The 14,771-nt window shown below is 41.0% G+C and carries 14 protein-coding genes; 8 read left to right on the plus strand and 6 right to left on the minus strand.

What is annotated here, in order from left to right; all coding sequences use genetic code 11:
• Positions 1-26: 26 nt before the first annotated feature.
• Positions 27-2,594 (minus strand): DNA mismatch repair protein MutS, encoded by a 2,568-nt coding sequence (gene mutS, locus A923_RS0111815; protein WP_017221888.1) that lies wholly within the window; start codon positions 2,592-2,594, stop codon positions 27-29.
• A gap of 178 nt (positions 2,595-2,772) precedes the next feature.
• Between mutS and recA the strand changes: the two genes are divergently transcribed.
• Positions 2,773-3,834, plus strand: a complete 1,062-nt coding sequence (recA, locus tag A923_RS0111820) for a recombinase RecA (RefSeq protein WP_202800840.1) — start codon at positions 2,773-2,775, stop codon at positions 3,832-3,834.
• A gap of 138 nt (positions 3,835-3,972) precedes the next feature.
• Here recA and A923_RS0111825 read toward each other — a convergent pair whose 3' ends face one another.
• On the minus strand, positions 3,973-4,578 hold the full coding sequence (locus tag A923_RS0111825) for a PepSY domain-containing protein (protein WP_017221890.1): 606 nt from the start codon (positions 4,576-4,578) through the stop codon (positions 3,973-3,975).
• Between the two features lie 129 nt (positions 4,579-4,707).
• Positions 4,708-6,012, minus strand: coding sequence for a conjugal transfer protein TraF (gene traF / locus A923_RS0111830; RefSeq protein WP_017221891.1), 1,305 nt, complete (start codon positions 6,010-6,012; stop codon positions 4,708-4,710).
• 585 nt (positions 6,013-6,597) lie between these two features.
• On the opposite strand from traF, the gene A923_RS0111835 reads away from it, so the two are divergent.
• The gene (locus tag A923_RS0111835) at positions 6,598-7,182 is read left to right on the plus strand and encodes a YjaG family protein (RefSeq protein ID WP_017221892.1); all 585 of its coding nucleotides are present in this window, start codon (positions 6,598-6,600) and stop codon (positions 7,180-7,182) included.
• 255 nt (positions 7,183-7,437) lie between these two features.
• Complete coding sequence (locus A923_RS0111840; RefSeq protein ID WP_017221893.1) at positions 7,438-7,722, plus strand: HU family DNA-binding protein; 285 nt, start codon at positions 7,438-7,440, stop codon at positions 7,720-7,722.
• Between the two features lie 98 nt (positions 7,723-7,820).
• Here A923_RS0111840 and A923_RS0111845 read toward each other — a convergent pair whose 3' ends face one another.
• Together A923_RS0111845 and A923_RS0111850 are read right to left on the minus strand one after the other, a co-directional pair.
• On the minus strand, positions 7,821-9,113 hold the full coding sequence (locus tag A923_RS0111845) for an HlyC/CorC family transporter (RefSeq protein ID WP_017221894.1): 1,293 nt from the start codon (positions 9,111-9,113) through the stop codon (positions 7,821-7,823).
• A 70-nt stretch (positions 9,114-9,183) separates the two neighbouring features.
• Positions 9,184-9,975 (minus strand): cytochrome C assembly family protein, encoded by a 792-nt coding sequence (locus A923_RS0111850; RefSeq protein WP_017221895.1) that lies wholly within the window; start codon positions 9,973-9,975, stop codon positions 9,184-9,186.
• A 218-nt stretch (positions 9,976-10,193) separates the two neighbouring features.
• Here A923_RS0111850 and ffh point away from each other — a divergent pair, with 218 nt between their 5' ends.
• The 5 genes from ffh (at position 10,194) to rplS (ending at position 13,933) form a co-directional block, all read left to right on the plus strand.
• Positions 10,194-11,594, plus strand: coding sequence for a signal recognition particle protein (gene ffh / locus A923_RS0111855; protein WP_017221896.1), 1,401 nt, complete (start codon positions 10,194-10,196; stop codon positions 11,592-11,594).
• A 372-nt stretch (positions 11,595-11,966) separates the two neighbouring features.
• Entirely contained in the window at positions 11,967-12,215 is a 249-nt protein-coding gene (rpsP, locus tag A923_RS0111860) for a 30S ribosomal protein S16 (RefSeq protein ID WP_006033748.1), read from the plus strand.
• 23 nt (positions 12,216-12,238) lie between these two features.
• Positions 12,239-12,766 (plus strand): ribosome maturation factor RimM, encoded by a 528-nt coding sequence (rimM, locus tag A923_RS0111865; protein ID WP_017221897.1) that lies wholly within the window; start codon positions 12,239-12,241, stop codon positions 12,764-12,766.
• Between the two features lie 24 nt (positions 12,767-12,790).
• Complete coding sequence (gene trmD, locus A923_RS0111870; protein WP_017221898.1) at positions 12,791-13,537, plus strand: tRNA (guanosine(37)-N1)-methyltransferase TrmD; 747 nt, start codon at positions 12,791-12,793, stop codon at positions 13,535-13,537.
• A 30-nt stretch (positions 13,538-13,567) separates the two neighbouring features.
• Positions 13,568-13,933, plus strand: a complete 366-nt coding sequence (gene rplS / locus A923_RS0111875) for a 50S ribosomal protein L19 (protein ID WP_017221899.1) — start codon at positions 13,568-13,570, stop codon at positions 13,931-13,933.
• Positions 13,934-14,030: 97 nt separating this feature from the next.
• On the opposite strand, the gene mutH is transcribed toward rplS, so the two are convergent.
• Positions 14,031-14,708, minus strand: a complete 678-nt coding sequence (mutH, locus tag A923_RS0111880) for a DNA mismatch repair endonuclease MutH (RefSeq protein ID WP_017221900.1) — start codon at positions 14,706-14,708, stop codon at positions 14,031-14,033.
• Positions 14,709-14,771: the final 63 nt, after the last annotated feature.

Below are 14,771 nucleotides of genomic sequence, written 5' to 3' on the forward strand. Positions count from 1 at the left end.
TAAACGTAAGCACTAAAAATACGTCCTTAAAGTTGTTCTTTTAAACGATATAACATCTCTAATGCTTCACGCGGTGTTAAGTTATCCACGTTTAAGGCACTCAAGTCATCAATCACCGGATGAGTAACTGGCAGTGCTTCAACTTGTGGTCGTTCGCCTGCCAGCACTGGATGGTGTGCATTAAGTTCTAACTCATGTAGCTTGATTTTAGCCGCATGGATCACCGTTTTTGGTACGCCTGCTAATGCCGCAACTTGTAAACCATAACTGCGATCTGCTGCACCATCTTGTACTGCATGCATAAACACAATCGAGTCTCCGTGTTCAACCGCATCTAAATGCACATTGACTAGGCTCGGATGCTGTTCTGCTAACGTCGTTAATTCAAAATAATGGGTCGCGAATAACGTATAGGCTTGGATCTTATTCGTGAGATATTCTGCACAAGCCCAAGCAAGTGATAAACCATCATAGGTACTAGTACCGCGACCAATCTCATCCATCAACACTAAGCTATTCGCCGTGGCATTATGCAAGATGTTCGCGGTTTCGGTCATTTCTACCATGAAGGTTGAACGGCCGGATGCTAAATCATCTGATGCACCAATACGGGTAAAGATACGGTCGATTAACGAGGTGGTCACTTGCTCTGCAGGTACAAAGCTCCCGATGTGCGCCATTAATGTAATCAACGCTGTTTGACGCATGTATGTCGATTTACCACCCATGTTGGGACCGGTAATAATTAACATACGACGTTCTGGATTGAGCTGTACTGGATTAGCAATAAACGGTTCTGTCATTACTTGTTCAACCACAGGGTGGCGACCATTGGTAATATCGATACCGGGTTTCACGCTAATCGTTGGACGACAGTAGTTTAAGGTTTCTGCGCGTTCAGCAAAGTTACACAATACATCCAGTTCTGATAAGGCTGCTGCACTGTCTTGTAGTGCCGGAATGTAAGGAAGTAACTGATCTAACAATTGTTCGTATAATAGTTTTTCCAGTGCCAGTGATTTGCCTTGGCTGCTCAGTACTTTATCTTCGTGTTCTTTCAGCTCTGGGATAATATAACGTTCAGTATTTTTCAGCGTTTGACGGCGAATATAATGTACTGGCACTTGGTCTGACTGCAGGCGACTGACTTCGATGAAATAGCCGTGTACGCGGTTATAACCAACTTTTAAGGTTGGAATACCGGTCTGTTGTTTTTCACGTTCTTCTAATGCGTGCAAGTAATCAGTCGCACCGCGACTCAGTTCACGCCATTCATCGAGTTCTTTATTATAACCCGGGGCTATCACGCCACCATCACGAATTAATACCGGTGGGTTGTCGATAACAGCAAAGCTTAATAACGTTTCCAGCTCACTGAATTCGCCAGCAAGTTGTTGTAATGAAATTAGGTGATCGGCATTGTGCTCTGCAAGCAGTGTTTGCAGTTCTGGTAGTTGTTGGAATGCGTTACGTAAACGCACCAAATCGCGTGGACGAGCAGAGCGCAGTGATAAACGCGCAATGATACGTTCGATGTCACCAATAGTACGCAGTACCGGTTGGATGCTGTTTAGTGCGCCGACATCCAATAACGATTGAATGCTTGATTGACGTTGGTCTAATACCAAACTATCGCGAACTGGTTGATGTAACCAGCGTTTTAATAGGCGGCTACCCATAGGTGTTGAAGTATGATCGAGTATTTCTGCTAGGGTATTATCAGTGCCGCCAGATAAGTTCTGGGTAAGCTCTAAATTACGGCGTGTCGCTGCATCCATCACCACCATCTGCTCGGTTTGTTCAAGCTTAATTGCACGGATATGTGGCAATGCTGTGCGCTGGGTTTCTTTGACATATTGCATTAAGCAACCGGCAGCACAAAGTGCCACTGGCGAATTTTCAACACCAAAACCAACCAGATCCTTAGTACCAAACTGTTGGCATAAAACGGTGCGGCCAGTTTGTAAATCAAACTCCCACTCAGGGCGACGACGTAGGCCTTTAAGGTGTTTGATGTGCTGCATCGATTCAAACGATTCAGAATACAATAACTCTGCGGGATCGGTACGTTGCAGTTCGGCAAGTAAGGTTTCTTCAGTGTTGAATTGATTAACCAGGAAACGACCACTGCCCATATCCAAAGTGGCATAACCAAAGGTGCTACCGTCATTAAATAATGCCGCTAATAGATTGTCATTACGTTCTGTCAGTAAGGCCTCGTCACTGACCGTCCCCGGTGTAACAATACGGACTACTTTACGTTCGACAGGACCTTTAGAGGTCGCTGGGTCGCCAATTTGCTCACAGATAGCCACCGATTCGCCACTACGTACTAGCTTTGCTAAATAACCTTCTAATGAATGGTAAGGAATACCAGCCATTGGAATCGGGTTACCATTGGACTTGCCACGCTTGGTTAAAGAGATACCTAAAAGCTGTGACGCTTTTTTAGCATCATCATAAAATAACTCGTAAAAGTCACCCATACGATAAAACAGTAAGATATCTGGTTGTTCAGCTTTTAACTTAAAAAATTGCTGCATCATCGGCGTGTGATTAGGTAAGTCTTTAGGTGCAAGAAAGTCAGGTTGCATAGCGGCTCGGTTCTGAAAAAATAATTGCAGCTATAATAACAATGCTAAAGCATGGTGGCGACTGTATTTTTTTGTAGATAAATATGCGCTAGCAATAATTTTTAAAAAAATATTATGTTATTGCTTGATACTGTATGAACGAACAGTATACTTAGGCTATAAAATTAAATACTCGATTATGCCTCAGGGGAATAAAATGGACGCGAATAAAGAAAAAGCCTTAGCTGCTGCACTTGGACAAATTGAAAAGCAATTTGGTAAAGGTTCGATCATGAAGCTAGGTGATAACCGTACCATGGATGTGGAAACAGTTTCTACTGGTTCACTTTCTCTTGATATCGCATTGGGTGCTGGTGGTTTACCGATGGGACGTATCGTAGAGATCTACGGTCCTGAATCAAGCGGTAAAACAACACTAACATTAGAAGTTATCGCATCAGCACAACGTGAAGGTAAAATCTGTGCCTTTATCGATGCAGAGCATGCCCTTGATCCAATTTATGCAGGTAAACTGGGTTGTAATATTAATGAACTATTAGTTTCGCAACCAGATACCGGTGAGCAAGCATTAGAAATTTGTGACATGCTAGCACGCTCTGGTGCTGTAGATATTATCGTAATCGATTCTGTAGCGGCACTAACACCAAAAGCTGAAATTGAAGGCGACATGGGCGATAGCCACATGGGTCTGCAAGCACGTATGTTATCGCAAGCAATGCGTAAGCTAACGGGTAACTTAAAAACGACTAACACTATGTGTATCTTCATTAACCAAATTCGTATGAAAATTGGTGTAATGTTTGGTTCACCTGAAACAACGACAGGTGGTAATGCACTTAAATTCTACGCGTCAGTACGCTTAGATATTCGTCGTATTGGTTCAGTGAAAGATGGCGACGAGATCACGGGTAATGAAACACGTGTTAAAGTTGTGAAAAACAAAATTGCTGCACCATTTAGACAAGCTGAATTCCAAATCCTATACGGTAAAGGTTTTAACCGTAACGGTGAATTAATTGACCTAGGTGTTAAAGAGAAACTAATTGAAAAAGCCGGCGCTTGGTATTCATACAAAGGTGAGAAAATCGGTCAAGGTAAAGCTAAATCAACGCAATTCCTTATCGACAACCCTGCTATTGCCGCTGAAATTGATGGTTTGATCCGCGCTAATCTATTGGGTAAAAAAGACGAAGAAGTAGTAGCAGCTGTTAATACACCTGAAACTGAAAACGAATTTTAATTCTGCTATCGATTAGCGCTACGTCATTAGACTTACGTTGATTGAACAAGATGAATGTTAAGAAAAGGCAGCTATGGCAACATAGCTGCCTTTTTATGATTCATTTTTTTATAGGTGTTATTTATTGAGCCTTATTTATTAGACTTTATTCACTGATTTCTTGATCATGACAACCCCCGTTAGCGCCATTAATACCAACAATCCTAAACCGATATAACCAAACCACAGATCAAAAGATTTGTTGCCTGTCCAGCGTAGGTAGTGAATATCATACATAGTGTTAAAGAAGCGACTATCCGCACCTTGTTGGCGTAGGTTTAGCTGTGACCAATCAAACATCAACTTCACCTTGGTATCGGTAAACGCGATGCCGTCTTGATAATTTAATACCGTTCCATAACGGTCTGGATTATGTTTTACCGCATCTTGTAATAAGTTGATGATGCTTTGTGGGCTTGGTTCTGCCTGTATTTGGTTATCTAGGGGATTAATATGCTGCCATTGCTGATCTACTTTGACACGATAATGGCTGCTTAAAATACTGCGGTTAATGGCAATCGCTTGCCATTCAGGTTTCGGCAACAGAGGTAATGTTGAAGTGAGTGGATAGCTGGTTATTTGTAATTGTTCATAGGCATTTTTGTAACCAGGCTTGACCAAGAAAAATGCCCCTGTTAATGCCCAGAGGGTTACCGGTAAGATTAATAAATAGCCAAGGTAGCGATGCAGTTTGTAAGTATTCATTGCTGTCTATCATAGAAATATAGTTGCCGTTATTTTACGGTTTAATAATAAAAAGACCAGTTTAGGCAGGCGTTATCGGATTATTTTTATTATTAAACCTGGCATTATTTGTTTTTACCGCATATTAATTTAGAACTTAGCTGATACTTGTAATACGAAACCGTCAATGCCATAGGCTGCATCGTCACCAGTAGTACTGGCTGAATTAAGGCCGCCATCACTGAATTCACCGTCTTGGTAAACGCTGTAAGCGCCGTTTTTACTGATTGTCGCGGCGAGGTCAATGTGGACTAAATTCATCGGCGAAATACCAAAACCTAAGGTGTATAAGTCTTCACGAATATCATTCAAATCATGACGAATACCGGCCCGTAATTGTAAAAAATCAAATAGGTTCGCTTCAACACCACCGCGTGCATAGCGAGATTGACTATTGCTTTCAAAACCAATCGCATCATTCAAATCCATTTCTGCGGTCAGTGTGGCGTAATCATGATGCAGAGCAACACCCGCTGTGACTAATGGCGCTAGCGTAAATATCATTTTTTCATCAGCTTGGTTAATGCCTTTATAGGCAGTTGTTTCTATTTCTAGATCTTTTTTCAGCATGTTTCGACCACTCACCGCCACGCGGAAAATATCATAAAAATCAATCGCAACACCAGCATCTATGTTGAAATGGCTTTGCTTATCTAAGCCATCGAGGAAACCATCTTCAAACTCAGAGATGCCATCGTCATTGATCGAAATATCATAACTGTAAGTATCGATACGTTGATATTTTGGTGATATGCCTATAGAAACTGTCGCTATATCGGCGTCCCAATTCATTGATAGTGCCAGACCAAGGTCGGAGATGGAAACACCAGCCAGATTAACTTTACTATCAAGATCATCCAAATTTTGGCTATTGGCTAGGTCGATATCATTTTGACTGACTTTCGCTGTGGCAATGCTGGTCATGTAAGAGTTACCAAAGAAAGCCACAGATAAGGCCTTGCTTGGTAATGCAATGGCAAAGCTGGTACCGACATTGAGGCCCATACGCTGGCCATCAAATTCACCCAGTGCATTAGCATAGGCCAATGCAGTTAATGGATTGGTATTATTGTCATAATCATCTTGCGCTGTTTTCACGTTATCTAATGCACCTAAGAATGCATCTGAAGTTTCAGTGTTGACGCCAAAAGAGGTCGGCGCATAACGAGTATGGCCATCATCACTATATGGAATAGCAGGTAAGATGACACCAATGTAATCTGTTTTTCCTTGACCTAGCAGTGCTGGGTTAACAAAGGCGGCAGTAACAAAATCGGAAGATGCAACACCTGCACCACCCATCGCATCGTTACGTGCATCAAAATACAGTTGAGAAGCAAAAGTGGTCGGTGAAATAGCGCACGCGAGTGCTGAAATAATAAATATACGTTTCATATCAATCCCTGATTTTAATTCGTAGCGATGTTGACTCGATAAGAGTTATAAAGTTTTAAAGTTAATAATTAGAGCGATAATGTGCTGATTAATCCGTTAATCGACAGAGACATTTCGCTGTAATGAACCTTGAATGATGATTGTTACTTGATGAACAAATAATAGCATTGGATGATGTGAACTTAAGTTTGATCTTAAGTACTAGATTATACGAATGAATTTGTGATCTTGATCTTTTCGTTTGAATTAACGTCGATTTCGTTAGATTGGTTTGGTCAGTCTTGTATCTCTCTAATATAGCGAGTATAAATAGCTGGACTCCTCGCGAGACACTAAATTTTTTAATATGAAAATATTATCTAGACATGTATCGGGCATGCATCAAAGTAGCAAGGTATGAGGTGACGTTCTCATGCTTTTATTGCCCTAGTGTCGATATAAATGGTCATCGAACTCGAGTAGAACATACGCGTCATTTGTAGGTAATTGCGCTTAAGCGAATAGCTTTAGCTAAATAGCTACATTAAATTGGCAATGTTTTACTATTATAGAAAGAATGAAAACAATAAATAAGAGGTTATTTCTGTGCTTGAAGCAAACTATGAACAGCAATTAATGAAATTATTACCTTGGCAGAAAGTGAGCTTTATAGCGGCGCTTGCTGAACGTAGTTACCCTAACTACAAATTATTTTCTGAAGCTTGTGAAACTGGTGATGCACAGCAATTCCGCTTATCACTTGATCTATTTTGGGAGTCATTAACGGTTAAAAGCAGCAAAATCAACTTTGCTATTCAATATGACCGCTTCGAACCCATTATTCCAAATGTCGATAAATTTGATGTGTATGGTGTTTATCCAGCACTTGATGCATGCGTTACATTAAACAGTGCCTTTAATAGTTTAGTCGGACCTGATCCAGACGTGAACGAAGCAATTAATGCATCACGTGTTTCTATTGGTACAGTGGCGAGCTATTTAGAAGCGTTAGCAGGCGAAGAGCTTGATGAAGAAATCATGTTTGCTGATGAATTAATGAAAGAAGAGTTTGAGTTTCAACAAGCCGTATTAGATCTATTAACGGTACAAAAATCACCTGATAGTATTAAAGCAATACGCCAATTTGCAAAAAATGACGGTATTTCTAATATTGGTATTACCTTAGATTAATTAATTGAAATATCATTAAATAGCCGTCAGCACTGGTGGTAACGGCTATTGTGGCAAGTTGTCACTGTAATAATAGTGACTTTTTTATGATGTTTTTTTGTACATAGAGTGAGATTAGTGTGAGCGCTCGCCCATTTGTTGATTATTCTCTCAGCAATTGGCCGAATTAAGGCGATAAATCCTTTGCGGTCAACGGTTTTTTTGAATAGAGTGTTTAACAGTTTAATATTATTGAATAGCAGAAAGGACATTCTTATGAACAAAACTCAATTAATCGATGCAGTTGCAGCGAAAGCAGATTTAACTAAAGTACAAGCTAAAGCAGCACTTGAAGAGATCCTAAGTGCGATCACTGATAGCCTTAAAGAAAAAGAAGCTGTACAGCTTATCGGCTTCGGTACTTTTAAAGTAAGCGAACGTTCAGCACGTACTGGCCGTAACCCACAAACGGGTGAAGAAATTCAAATTTCTGCTGCTACAATTCCTGCATTCGTTGCTGGTAAAGCACTGAAAGACGCAGTTAAAAACGCAAACAAATAAATATTAATTTTTATTCATTTAAACGTTAATAAAAAAAGCACCTAATTAGGTGCTTTTTTATTATCTACGATTTATGTTCAGTACGGGAATAACGCGTTTTAAGGCGTTATGTCGGACTTGTTTTTTTCGGCGGCTTGAACACGAACACGTTGGATAACATTGTTTTCGATGGCTAAAACTTCCAGTGGATGGCCTGCAATTTTTAGGCTGATATTCGATACCGGGATCTCTTCCAAATATTCTAAAATCAAACCGTTTAAGGTTTTTGGACCATCGGTTGGGAAGTGCCAGCTCATTTCTTTATTAATGTCACGTATGTTGGCAGTACCATCAATGATATAGCTGCCGTCGGGTTGTGCCACAATCTCTTCACTCGCAGAAGGCGCCATTGTCGTCGTAAAGTCACCAACAATCTCTTCTAAGATGTCTTCTAGTGTTACCAAGCCTTGGATATCACCATACTCGTCGACGATTAAGCCAATACGTTCTTTCTTACGCTGGAACTTTAACAGCTGCACATTCAGCGGTGTTGATTCTGGAATGAAATACAGCTCTTTTACCGCCCGTAATAGCGTGGTTTTATCCAACTGTTCTTTGAGTAACAGACGTAATGCATCTCGGGTATGGACGAAACCAACCGCATCATCGATGGTATCTCGGTATAACAATACTCTGGTATGTGAAATATTACGTAATTGACGTAACAAGATCTCCCATTCATCGTTAATGTCGATGGCGATGATTTCGTTACGCGGCACCATGACGTCATCAACCGTTACTTTTTCTAGATCTAAAATACTGATAAGCATATCTTGGTGACGTTGTGGGATCATCGCACCCGCTTCATGTACCACGGTACGCAGTTCTTCAGAGTTTAAAGCACCATTGTTATCATGTTCCACATTGACACGGAAAAGACGCAGGAGGCCATTAGAAATGATGTTTACGAGCCAGACTAGCGGGTAAAATAGCGTGAGTAATGGACGTAAGATAAATGAACTTGGGAATGCCACTTTTTCAGGGTGCAGTGCGGCTAAAGTTTTCGGTGTTACTTCAGCAAAAATTAGGATCACAATCGTTAATAAACCGGTCGACACGGCTAAACCAAGGGCTTCATTTTCTGCAAATAAACGCATGCCTAGAATCGTTGCTATAGATGAGGCTAAGATGTTGACCAGGTTGTTACCAATTAGGATAAGACCAATCAATCGATCTGGTCTGTTGAGGAGTTTTTCTACACGTTTCGCACCCGTATGGTTATTTTTAACCAGGTGCTTAAGCCTGTAACGATTGAGAGACATCATGCCAGTTTCTGAGCTAGAGAAATAAGCAGATATAAGAATTAAAATTGTCAGGAGACCAAACAAGGTCCCCGTTGATATGTCGTCCAAGTGTTATCCTTTGATTACGCGAGTGTATGTATAGAAATTGTTCGGTGTCTGTTATCAGTGTCGCTTGGTATTAATGGAGGAGAACCTCTTTTACAAAGCGAGAACCGAAATAGGCTAATGACAGCAGTATAGAACCAAATAGCGTACCAAATGCAATCTTATTGCTACGCCAACCTTGCTTAAAGTGTCCCCAGAGTAACACTGAATAGAACAGCCAAGCTAAGATAGACAATACGGTTTTATGTGCTTGTGTGTGGGTAAATGCATCTTCAAAAAATATAAAACTGGTCAGTATGGCTATTGATAATAATGCTAAGCCTATACTTAATAATCTAATTAACTGTTTTTCTATCGTCATTAACGAGGGCAGTGCAGGGTGCATGGCAATCGGACGTTTGTGCTTGAGCTGATAATCTAAGTAGGCCATTTGCAGTGCCAGTAAACTCGCAACAATAAATGCTGCATAGGCAAATAAGATCACGACGATATGCACAACCAGTGGGGTATTATCACTTAAATTGGAAATGTAAATCGTTGGTAACAGGTAGCTTATCGCAATGACAATGGTCGAAAATCCATAGACGATTGGTAATAAAGGCAATATTTTAAATTTATTGATCGACAGCGTCATGATGATCGAGATCAGCAAACTGATAAGCGCCGCGACATTCACAATGCTCAGATTAATCCCTGCTGTCGTTACAATATCAAACCCCATCCAAAACAGATGGCAAAGTGTTGCGCCTGCACCTAAGGTGAAAATAGTACGTATACTCGTCTTTTGCTTTACAGTTAAGGCTGTAATGCAATTATAAATTGCAGCTATATAAAAAATAATAGCGCCGAGAGCAAACAGTTCCATAGGGCTCACTTTAATGTTGATTTATATGTAATTATGTAGTCCAGTATACGCTTGCTATATCTATAGAGCTATATTCAAATGCATTATTTAGAAAGGAAAATATTATTTTTTTATAAAACAATACCTAGGGATGACTTGAGTGTGTGATTTTTGCCCTCAAATAAGGTTATAATCATCAGTAATTATTGCATTTAATCTAATTTATAACGGATAACGTCATGTTTGAGAATTTAACAGATCGCTTATCGGCAACGCTGAAAAACGTCAGTGGCCGTGGTCGTTTGACTGAAGATAATGTCAAAGAGACACTACGTGAAGTGCGCATGGCGTTACTCGAAGCGGATGTAGCTTTACCAGTCGTACGCGAATTTATTAAAAACGTAAAAGAAAAAGCCCTGGGCCAAGATGTTTCTAAGAGTCTTAATCCAGGTCAAGCCTTCATTAAGATCGTGCAAAGCGAACTTGAGTCGGCAATGGGTGAAGCCAATGAAACATTAAACCTTGCTGCGCAACCGCCAGCAGTATTAATGATGGCCGGTTTACAAGGTGCGGGTAAAACCACCTCGGTAGCCAAACTAGCGCTGTTTTTAAAACAACGTGAAAAGAAATCTGTATTGGTTGTAAGTGCTGACGTTTACCGTCCAGCGGCAATCAAACAGCTAGAAATGCTAGCAGCAGAAGTTGATGTTGAGTTCTTCCCAAGTAATGTTGATCAAAAGCCGGTTGATATTGCCAATGCCGCAATCGAATACGCACGTAAGTCATTTATTGATGTGGTGATTGTCGATACTGCGGGTCGTTTACATGTTGATACTGACATGATGAACGAGATCCAAGAGCTACACGCGGCGATTAACCCAATTGAAACCTTATTCGTTGTTGATGCGATGACAGGTCAAGATGCGGCAAACACCGCCGCAGCATTTAATGAGAGCCTACCATTAACCGGTATCATCTTAACGAAAGCTGATGGTGATGCGCGTGGTGGTGCAGCATTATCTATTCGTCATATTACCGGTAAACCAATTAAGTTTATCGGTATGGGCGAAAAGATTGATGCATTAGAACCTTTCCATCCAGAACGTATCGCGTCGCGTATTTTAGGTATGGGTGATGTTTTATCACTTATCGAAGAAGTAGAACGTAATGTCGATAAAGATAAAGCTGAAAAACTGGCTAAAAAAGTTCAGAAAGGTAAAGGCTTTGATTTAGAAGATTTCCGTGATCAGCTGGTGCAAATGAAAAGCATGGGCGGCATGATGGGCATGATGGATAAGTTACCAGGTATGAACCAGGTTCCTGATGCTGTTAAAGACCAAATGGATGACAAATTAACGAACCGTATGGAAGCGATCATTAATTCAATGACGCCTGCAGAGCGTCAACGTCCAGAAATCATCAAAGGCTCGCGTAAGCGCCGTATTGCGATGGGGTCTGGTGCTCAGATCCAAGATGTGAATAAACTGCTTAAACAGTTTACGCAGATGCAAAAAATGATGAAAAAAATGTCGGGTAAAGGCGGCATGAAAAAAATGATGGGTAAAATGAAAGGTATGATGCCACCAGGAATGGGCGGCGGCATGGGTGGTATGGGCGGTGGTAAAGGACCGTTTGGTTAAACCCTCGTTCTAAAACCCTTCTTTATATAGTCGTTTTATTTAAATCTGGCGACTATTTATCTAAAGCCTTGCTGCAATATCTACCTCAAGCCTTGCTATCATAGCAGGGCTTTTTTATTTCCGCTTATTCTGGTTAAGTTACGTCTAATCGACATAATGACAGCATAATGATTGTTTATAGTATAAATAGCGCTAACTAAAGTGTTCATGTAACACAATAAGGTTGCTTTTAATAAAAATAAGAGTAAAATTGCGCGACTTCGAATCGTCTCATTCGTGAGTACTATTTCTCACTCTTGAGTACAATTTGAACTAAATGGGACCTTGTCAGTGCAAGGTCGGAATACACACTTAATTTATAAAGAGGACGATATGGTTACTATTCGTTTATCTCGTGGTGGTTCTAAGAAATCACCTTTCTACACAGTTGTTGTTACAGATAGCCGTAATGCTCGTGATGGTAAATTCATCGAAAAGCTAGGTTTCTTTAACCCAATGGCTGCTGGTCAAGAAGAACGTGTTCGTCTTGACAACGTGAAAATTGAAGCTTGGGTTGCTAAAGGCGCTACAGTTTCAAACACAGTTGCTAAGTTAATCAAAGACGCTGCTAAAGCTGCTTAATTATCTTAAGGTAAGGAGATCTTGTGAGTTCAACTGACAAACCTATGGTAGTTGGCCGTCTTGGTGCTGTTTACGGCATTAAGGGCTGGATGAAAATTAACTCCTTTACCGATATTCCAGAAGGAATCTTTGACTATTCACCTTGGCTCATCGAGCAAAAAGGCGAATGGGTTGAAGTGGCGATTGAAGATTGCAAACGCCATGGCAAAGGTTTAGTTGCTAAGTTAGTTGGTGTTGATGTTCGTGAAGAAGCGCAGGCCCTTACGGGTGCTGAGATTGCTATAAACGCTGATCAACTTCCTGCATTAGATGATGATTTTTACTGGCGTGACCTTATTGGCTGCTCTGTTGAGACAGACAAGGGTTATACGTTAGGCAAAGTCACAGATATGATGGAAACCGGTTCTAACGACGTATTAGTGATTAAAGCGAATGCAACAGATGCCTTCGGAAAAAAAGAACGGTTAGTTCCGTTTCTTTATGAGACAGTGATTATCAATGTTGATATTACTACTCAAAAAATTATTGTTAATTGGGATCCGAGTTTTTAAGACTCATTGTCAGCGGAGGCAAGTATGTGGTTAGGGGTTATTAGCCTTTTTCCAGAGATGTTTAATGCCATCACTGAACAAGGAGTTATCGGTCGAGCAATAAAACGCGATCTGCTGAAGTTCCAAACTTGGAACCCAAGAGATTTTGCCCACGATAAACATAAGACGGTCGATGACCGACCTTATGGTGGTGGCCCTGGCATGTTGATGATGGTTCAACCATTACGAGATGCTATCCATGCAGCAAAACAGGCAGCAGGTGGTGAGGCGAAAGTTATTTATCTTTCACCGCAAGGACGTAAATTGGATCAAGCTGGCGTACTGGACTTGGCAACAAATGAAAAGATGATTTTTATTTGTGGCCGTTATGAAGGTATCGATGAGCGTATCATCCAATCGGAAGTTGATGAAGAGTGGTCTATCGGTGACTTCGTGTTAACCGGTGGTGAACTTGCCGCAATGACGATGATTGATGCTGTTTCACGCATGATACCGGGTGTTTTAGGCACTCAGGCATCCGCGGAGCAAGATTCGTTTGCAGATGGTCTTTTAGATTGTCCGCATTATACGCGTCCGGAAGTGTTGGATGGTTTGGCTGTTCCTAAGGTTCTCCTTAGTGGCAACCATAGTAAAATTAGCCAATATAGACAGAAACAGTCTTTAGCTCGAACGTTAGAACGACGACCTGATTTATTAAGTAACCTAGCTCTGACTGATCTGCAAGAAAAAATTCTTGTTGAGATCGTTCGCGAAAGTCGCGAGTTAAAGTAGAGTTTTTCAGTTTATTCTAGGGTATAGAAAATGAGCAACATAATTGCACAGATCGAACAAGATCAAATGAAAACAGATTTACCAGCTTTCGCACCAGGTGCTACAGTTGTAGTACATGTTAAAGTTGTTGAAGGCGATAAATCACGTCTACAGGCTTTTGAAGGCGTAGTTATCGCTAAACGTAACCGTGGTCTGCACTCTGCATTCACAGTTCGTAAAATCAGTTCAAACGGTGAAGGTGTGGAACGTGTATTCCAAACACATTCTCCAGTGGTAGCAAGCATCACTGTTAAGCGTCACGGCGATGTTCGTCAAGCTAAGCTATACTACCTACGTGGTCTTACTGGTAAAGCTGCACGTATTAAAGAAAAATTGGGCAAGCGTAAAAGCAAATAGTCCTTTTTTCATGCAGTTAAGGTCCGTCATATGACGGGCCTTTTTTTTTCCTAATTTTAAAGATATATTAAATAATAATCTGCGTAATATTTTTCGATCAGATATTGAAGTGTTTTTTGAGTAACTGATGGGTAAATGCTTTCTTTAGATAAAAACCTCGTGGTCGAACTTGGATGATCTCCCCCTCACTGCCATACGCCTTGGTACGGACTTTATTGTTTGCTGCCTTAGGACGAAGCTGTAGATACTTACCGTGATGCGCTGTGATTTGTTCTACTTGCCCAAGCGCTATCATATCCATTAACTCTTCCCAGTCTTCTTGTAACTGAGCACTCTCAAGCGAATCGGGTTGCCACAGTAGTGGTGAACCAATAATCCGTTCTGCTATTGGAATATCACGCTCACCGAGCACTGGGATCCACAAAACCTGCTTTAATTTATTCGCCACGCTGCAGGTCTGCCAAGTAATGCCGTGATTACCAGTTAATGGGGCAACACAAACAAACGTTGTTTCTAGCGGTTTACCTTGCGCATTAATCGGGATGGTTTTTAATTCAACCCCGAGTTCTGGAAAATCCTGAATGGGTTTACTGCCAGCCGTCGCACCAAGGTGCAGTTCTAGCAGCTGTCCAATCCAGCCTTTCTGCTTACGCAGATCATCAGGCACGTTCAGTTGATGAATAGCGGCTATCTGCTGCAGGTTAAATCCGGCAATGTCCTGGGCGCGGATCATCAGCTCATTGATATCTTGGGGGGCATTTATAATTGATGGCATGTAAATAATTCTTATTTTTCAAGGTTTCATCTAGCAGAATAACACTTTTAAATCTAGCTGTTA

The sequence above is a fragment of the Moritella dasanensis ArB 0140 genome, assembly GCF_000276805.1.
Classification (GTDB): Bacteria; Pseudomonadota; Gammaproteobacteria; order Enterobacterales; family Moritellaceae; genus Moritella; species Moritella dasanensis.

Excerpts from the sequence above, each read along its gene's own strand:
- mutS (WP_017221888.1), bottom strand. The coding sequence starts at position 2,594 with ATGCAACCTGACTTTCTTGCACCTAAAGACTTACCTAATCACACGCCG.
- recA (WP_202800840.1), top strand. The coding sequence starts at position 2,773 with ATGCCTCAGGGGAATAAAATGGACGCGAATAAAGAAAAAGCCTTAGCT.
- A923_RS0111825 (WP_017221890.1), bottom strand. The coding sequence starts at position 4,578 with ATGAATACTTACAAACTGCATCGCTACCTTGGCTATTTATTAATCTTA.
- traF (WP_017221891.1), bottom strand. The coding sequence starts at position 6,012 with ATGAAACGTATATTTATTATTTCAGCACTCGCGTGCGCTATTTCACCG.
- A923_RS0111840 (WP_017221893.1), top strand. The coding sequence starts at position 7,438 with ATGAACAAAACTCAATTAATCGATGCAGTTGCAGCGAAAGCAGATTTA.
- A923_RS0111850 (WP_017221895.1), bottom strand. The coding sequence starts at position 9,975 with ATGGAACTGTTTGCTCTCGGCGCTATTATTTTTTATATAGCTGCAATT.
- ffh (WP_017221896.1), top strand. The coding sequence starts at position 10,194 with ATGTTTGAGAATTTAACAGATCGCTTATCGGCAACGCTGAAAAACGTC.
- rpsP (WP_006033748.1), top strand. The coding sequence starts at position 11,967 with ATGGTTACTATTCGTTTATCTCGTGGTGGTTCTAAGAAATCACCTTTC.
- trmD (WP_017221898.1), top strand. The coding sequence starts at position 12,791 with ATGTGGTTAGGGGTTATTAGCCTTTTTCCAGAGATGTTTAATGCCATC.
- rplS (WP_017221899.1), top strand. The coding sequence starts at position 13,568 with ATGAGCAACATAATTGCACAGATCGAACAAGATCAAATGAAAACAGAT.
- mutH (WP_017221900.1), bottom strand. The coding sequence starts at position 14,708 with ATGCCATCAATTATAAATGCCCCCCAAGATATCAATGAGCTGATGATC.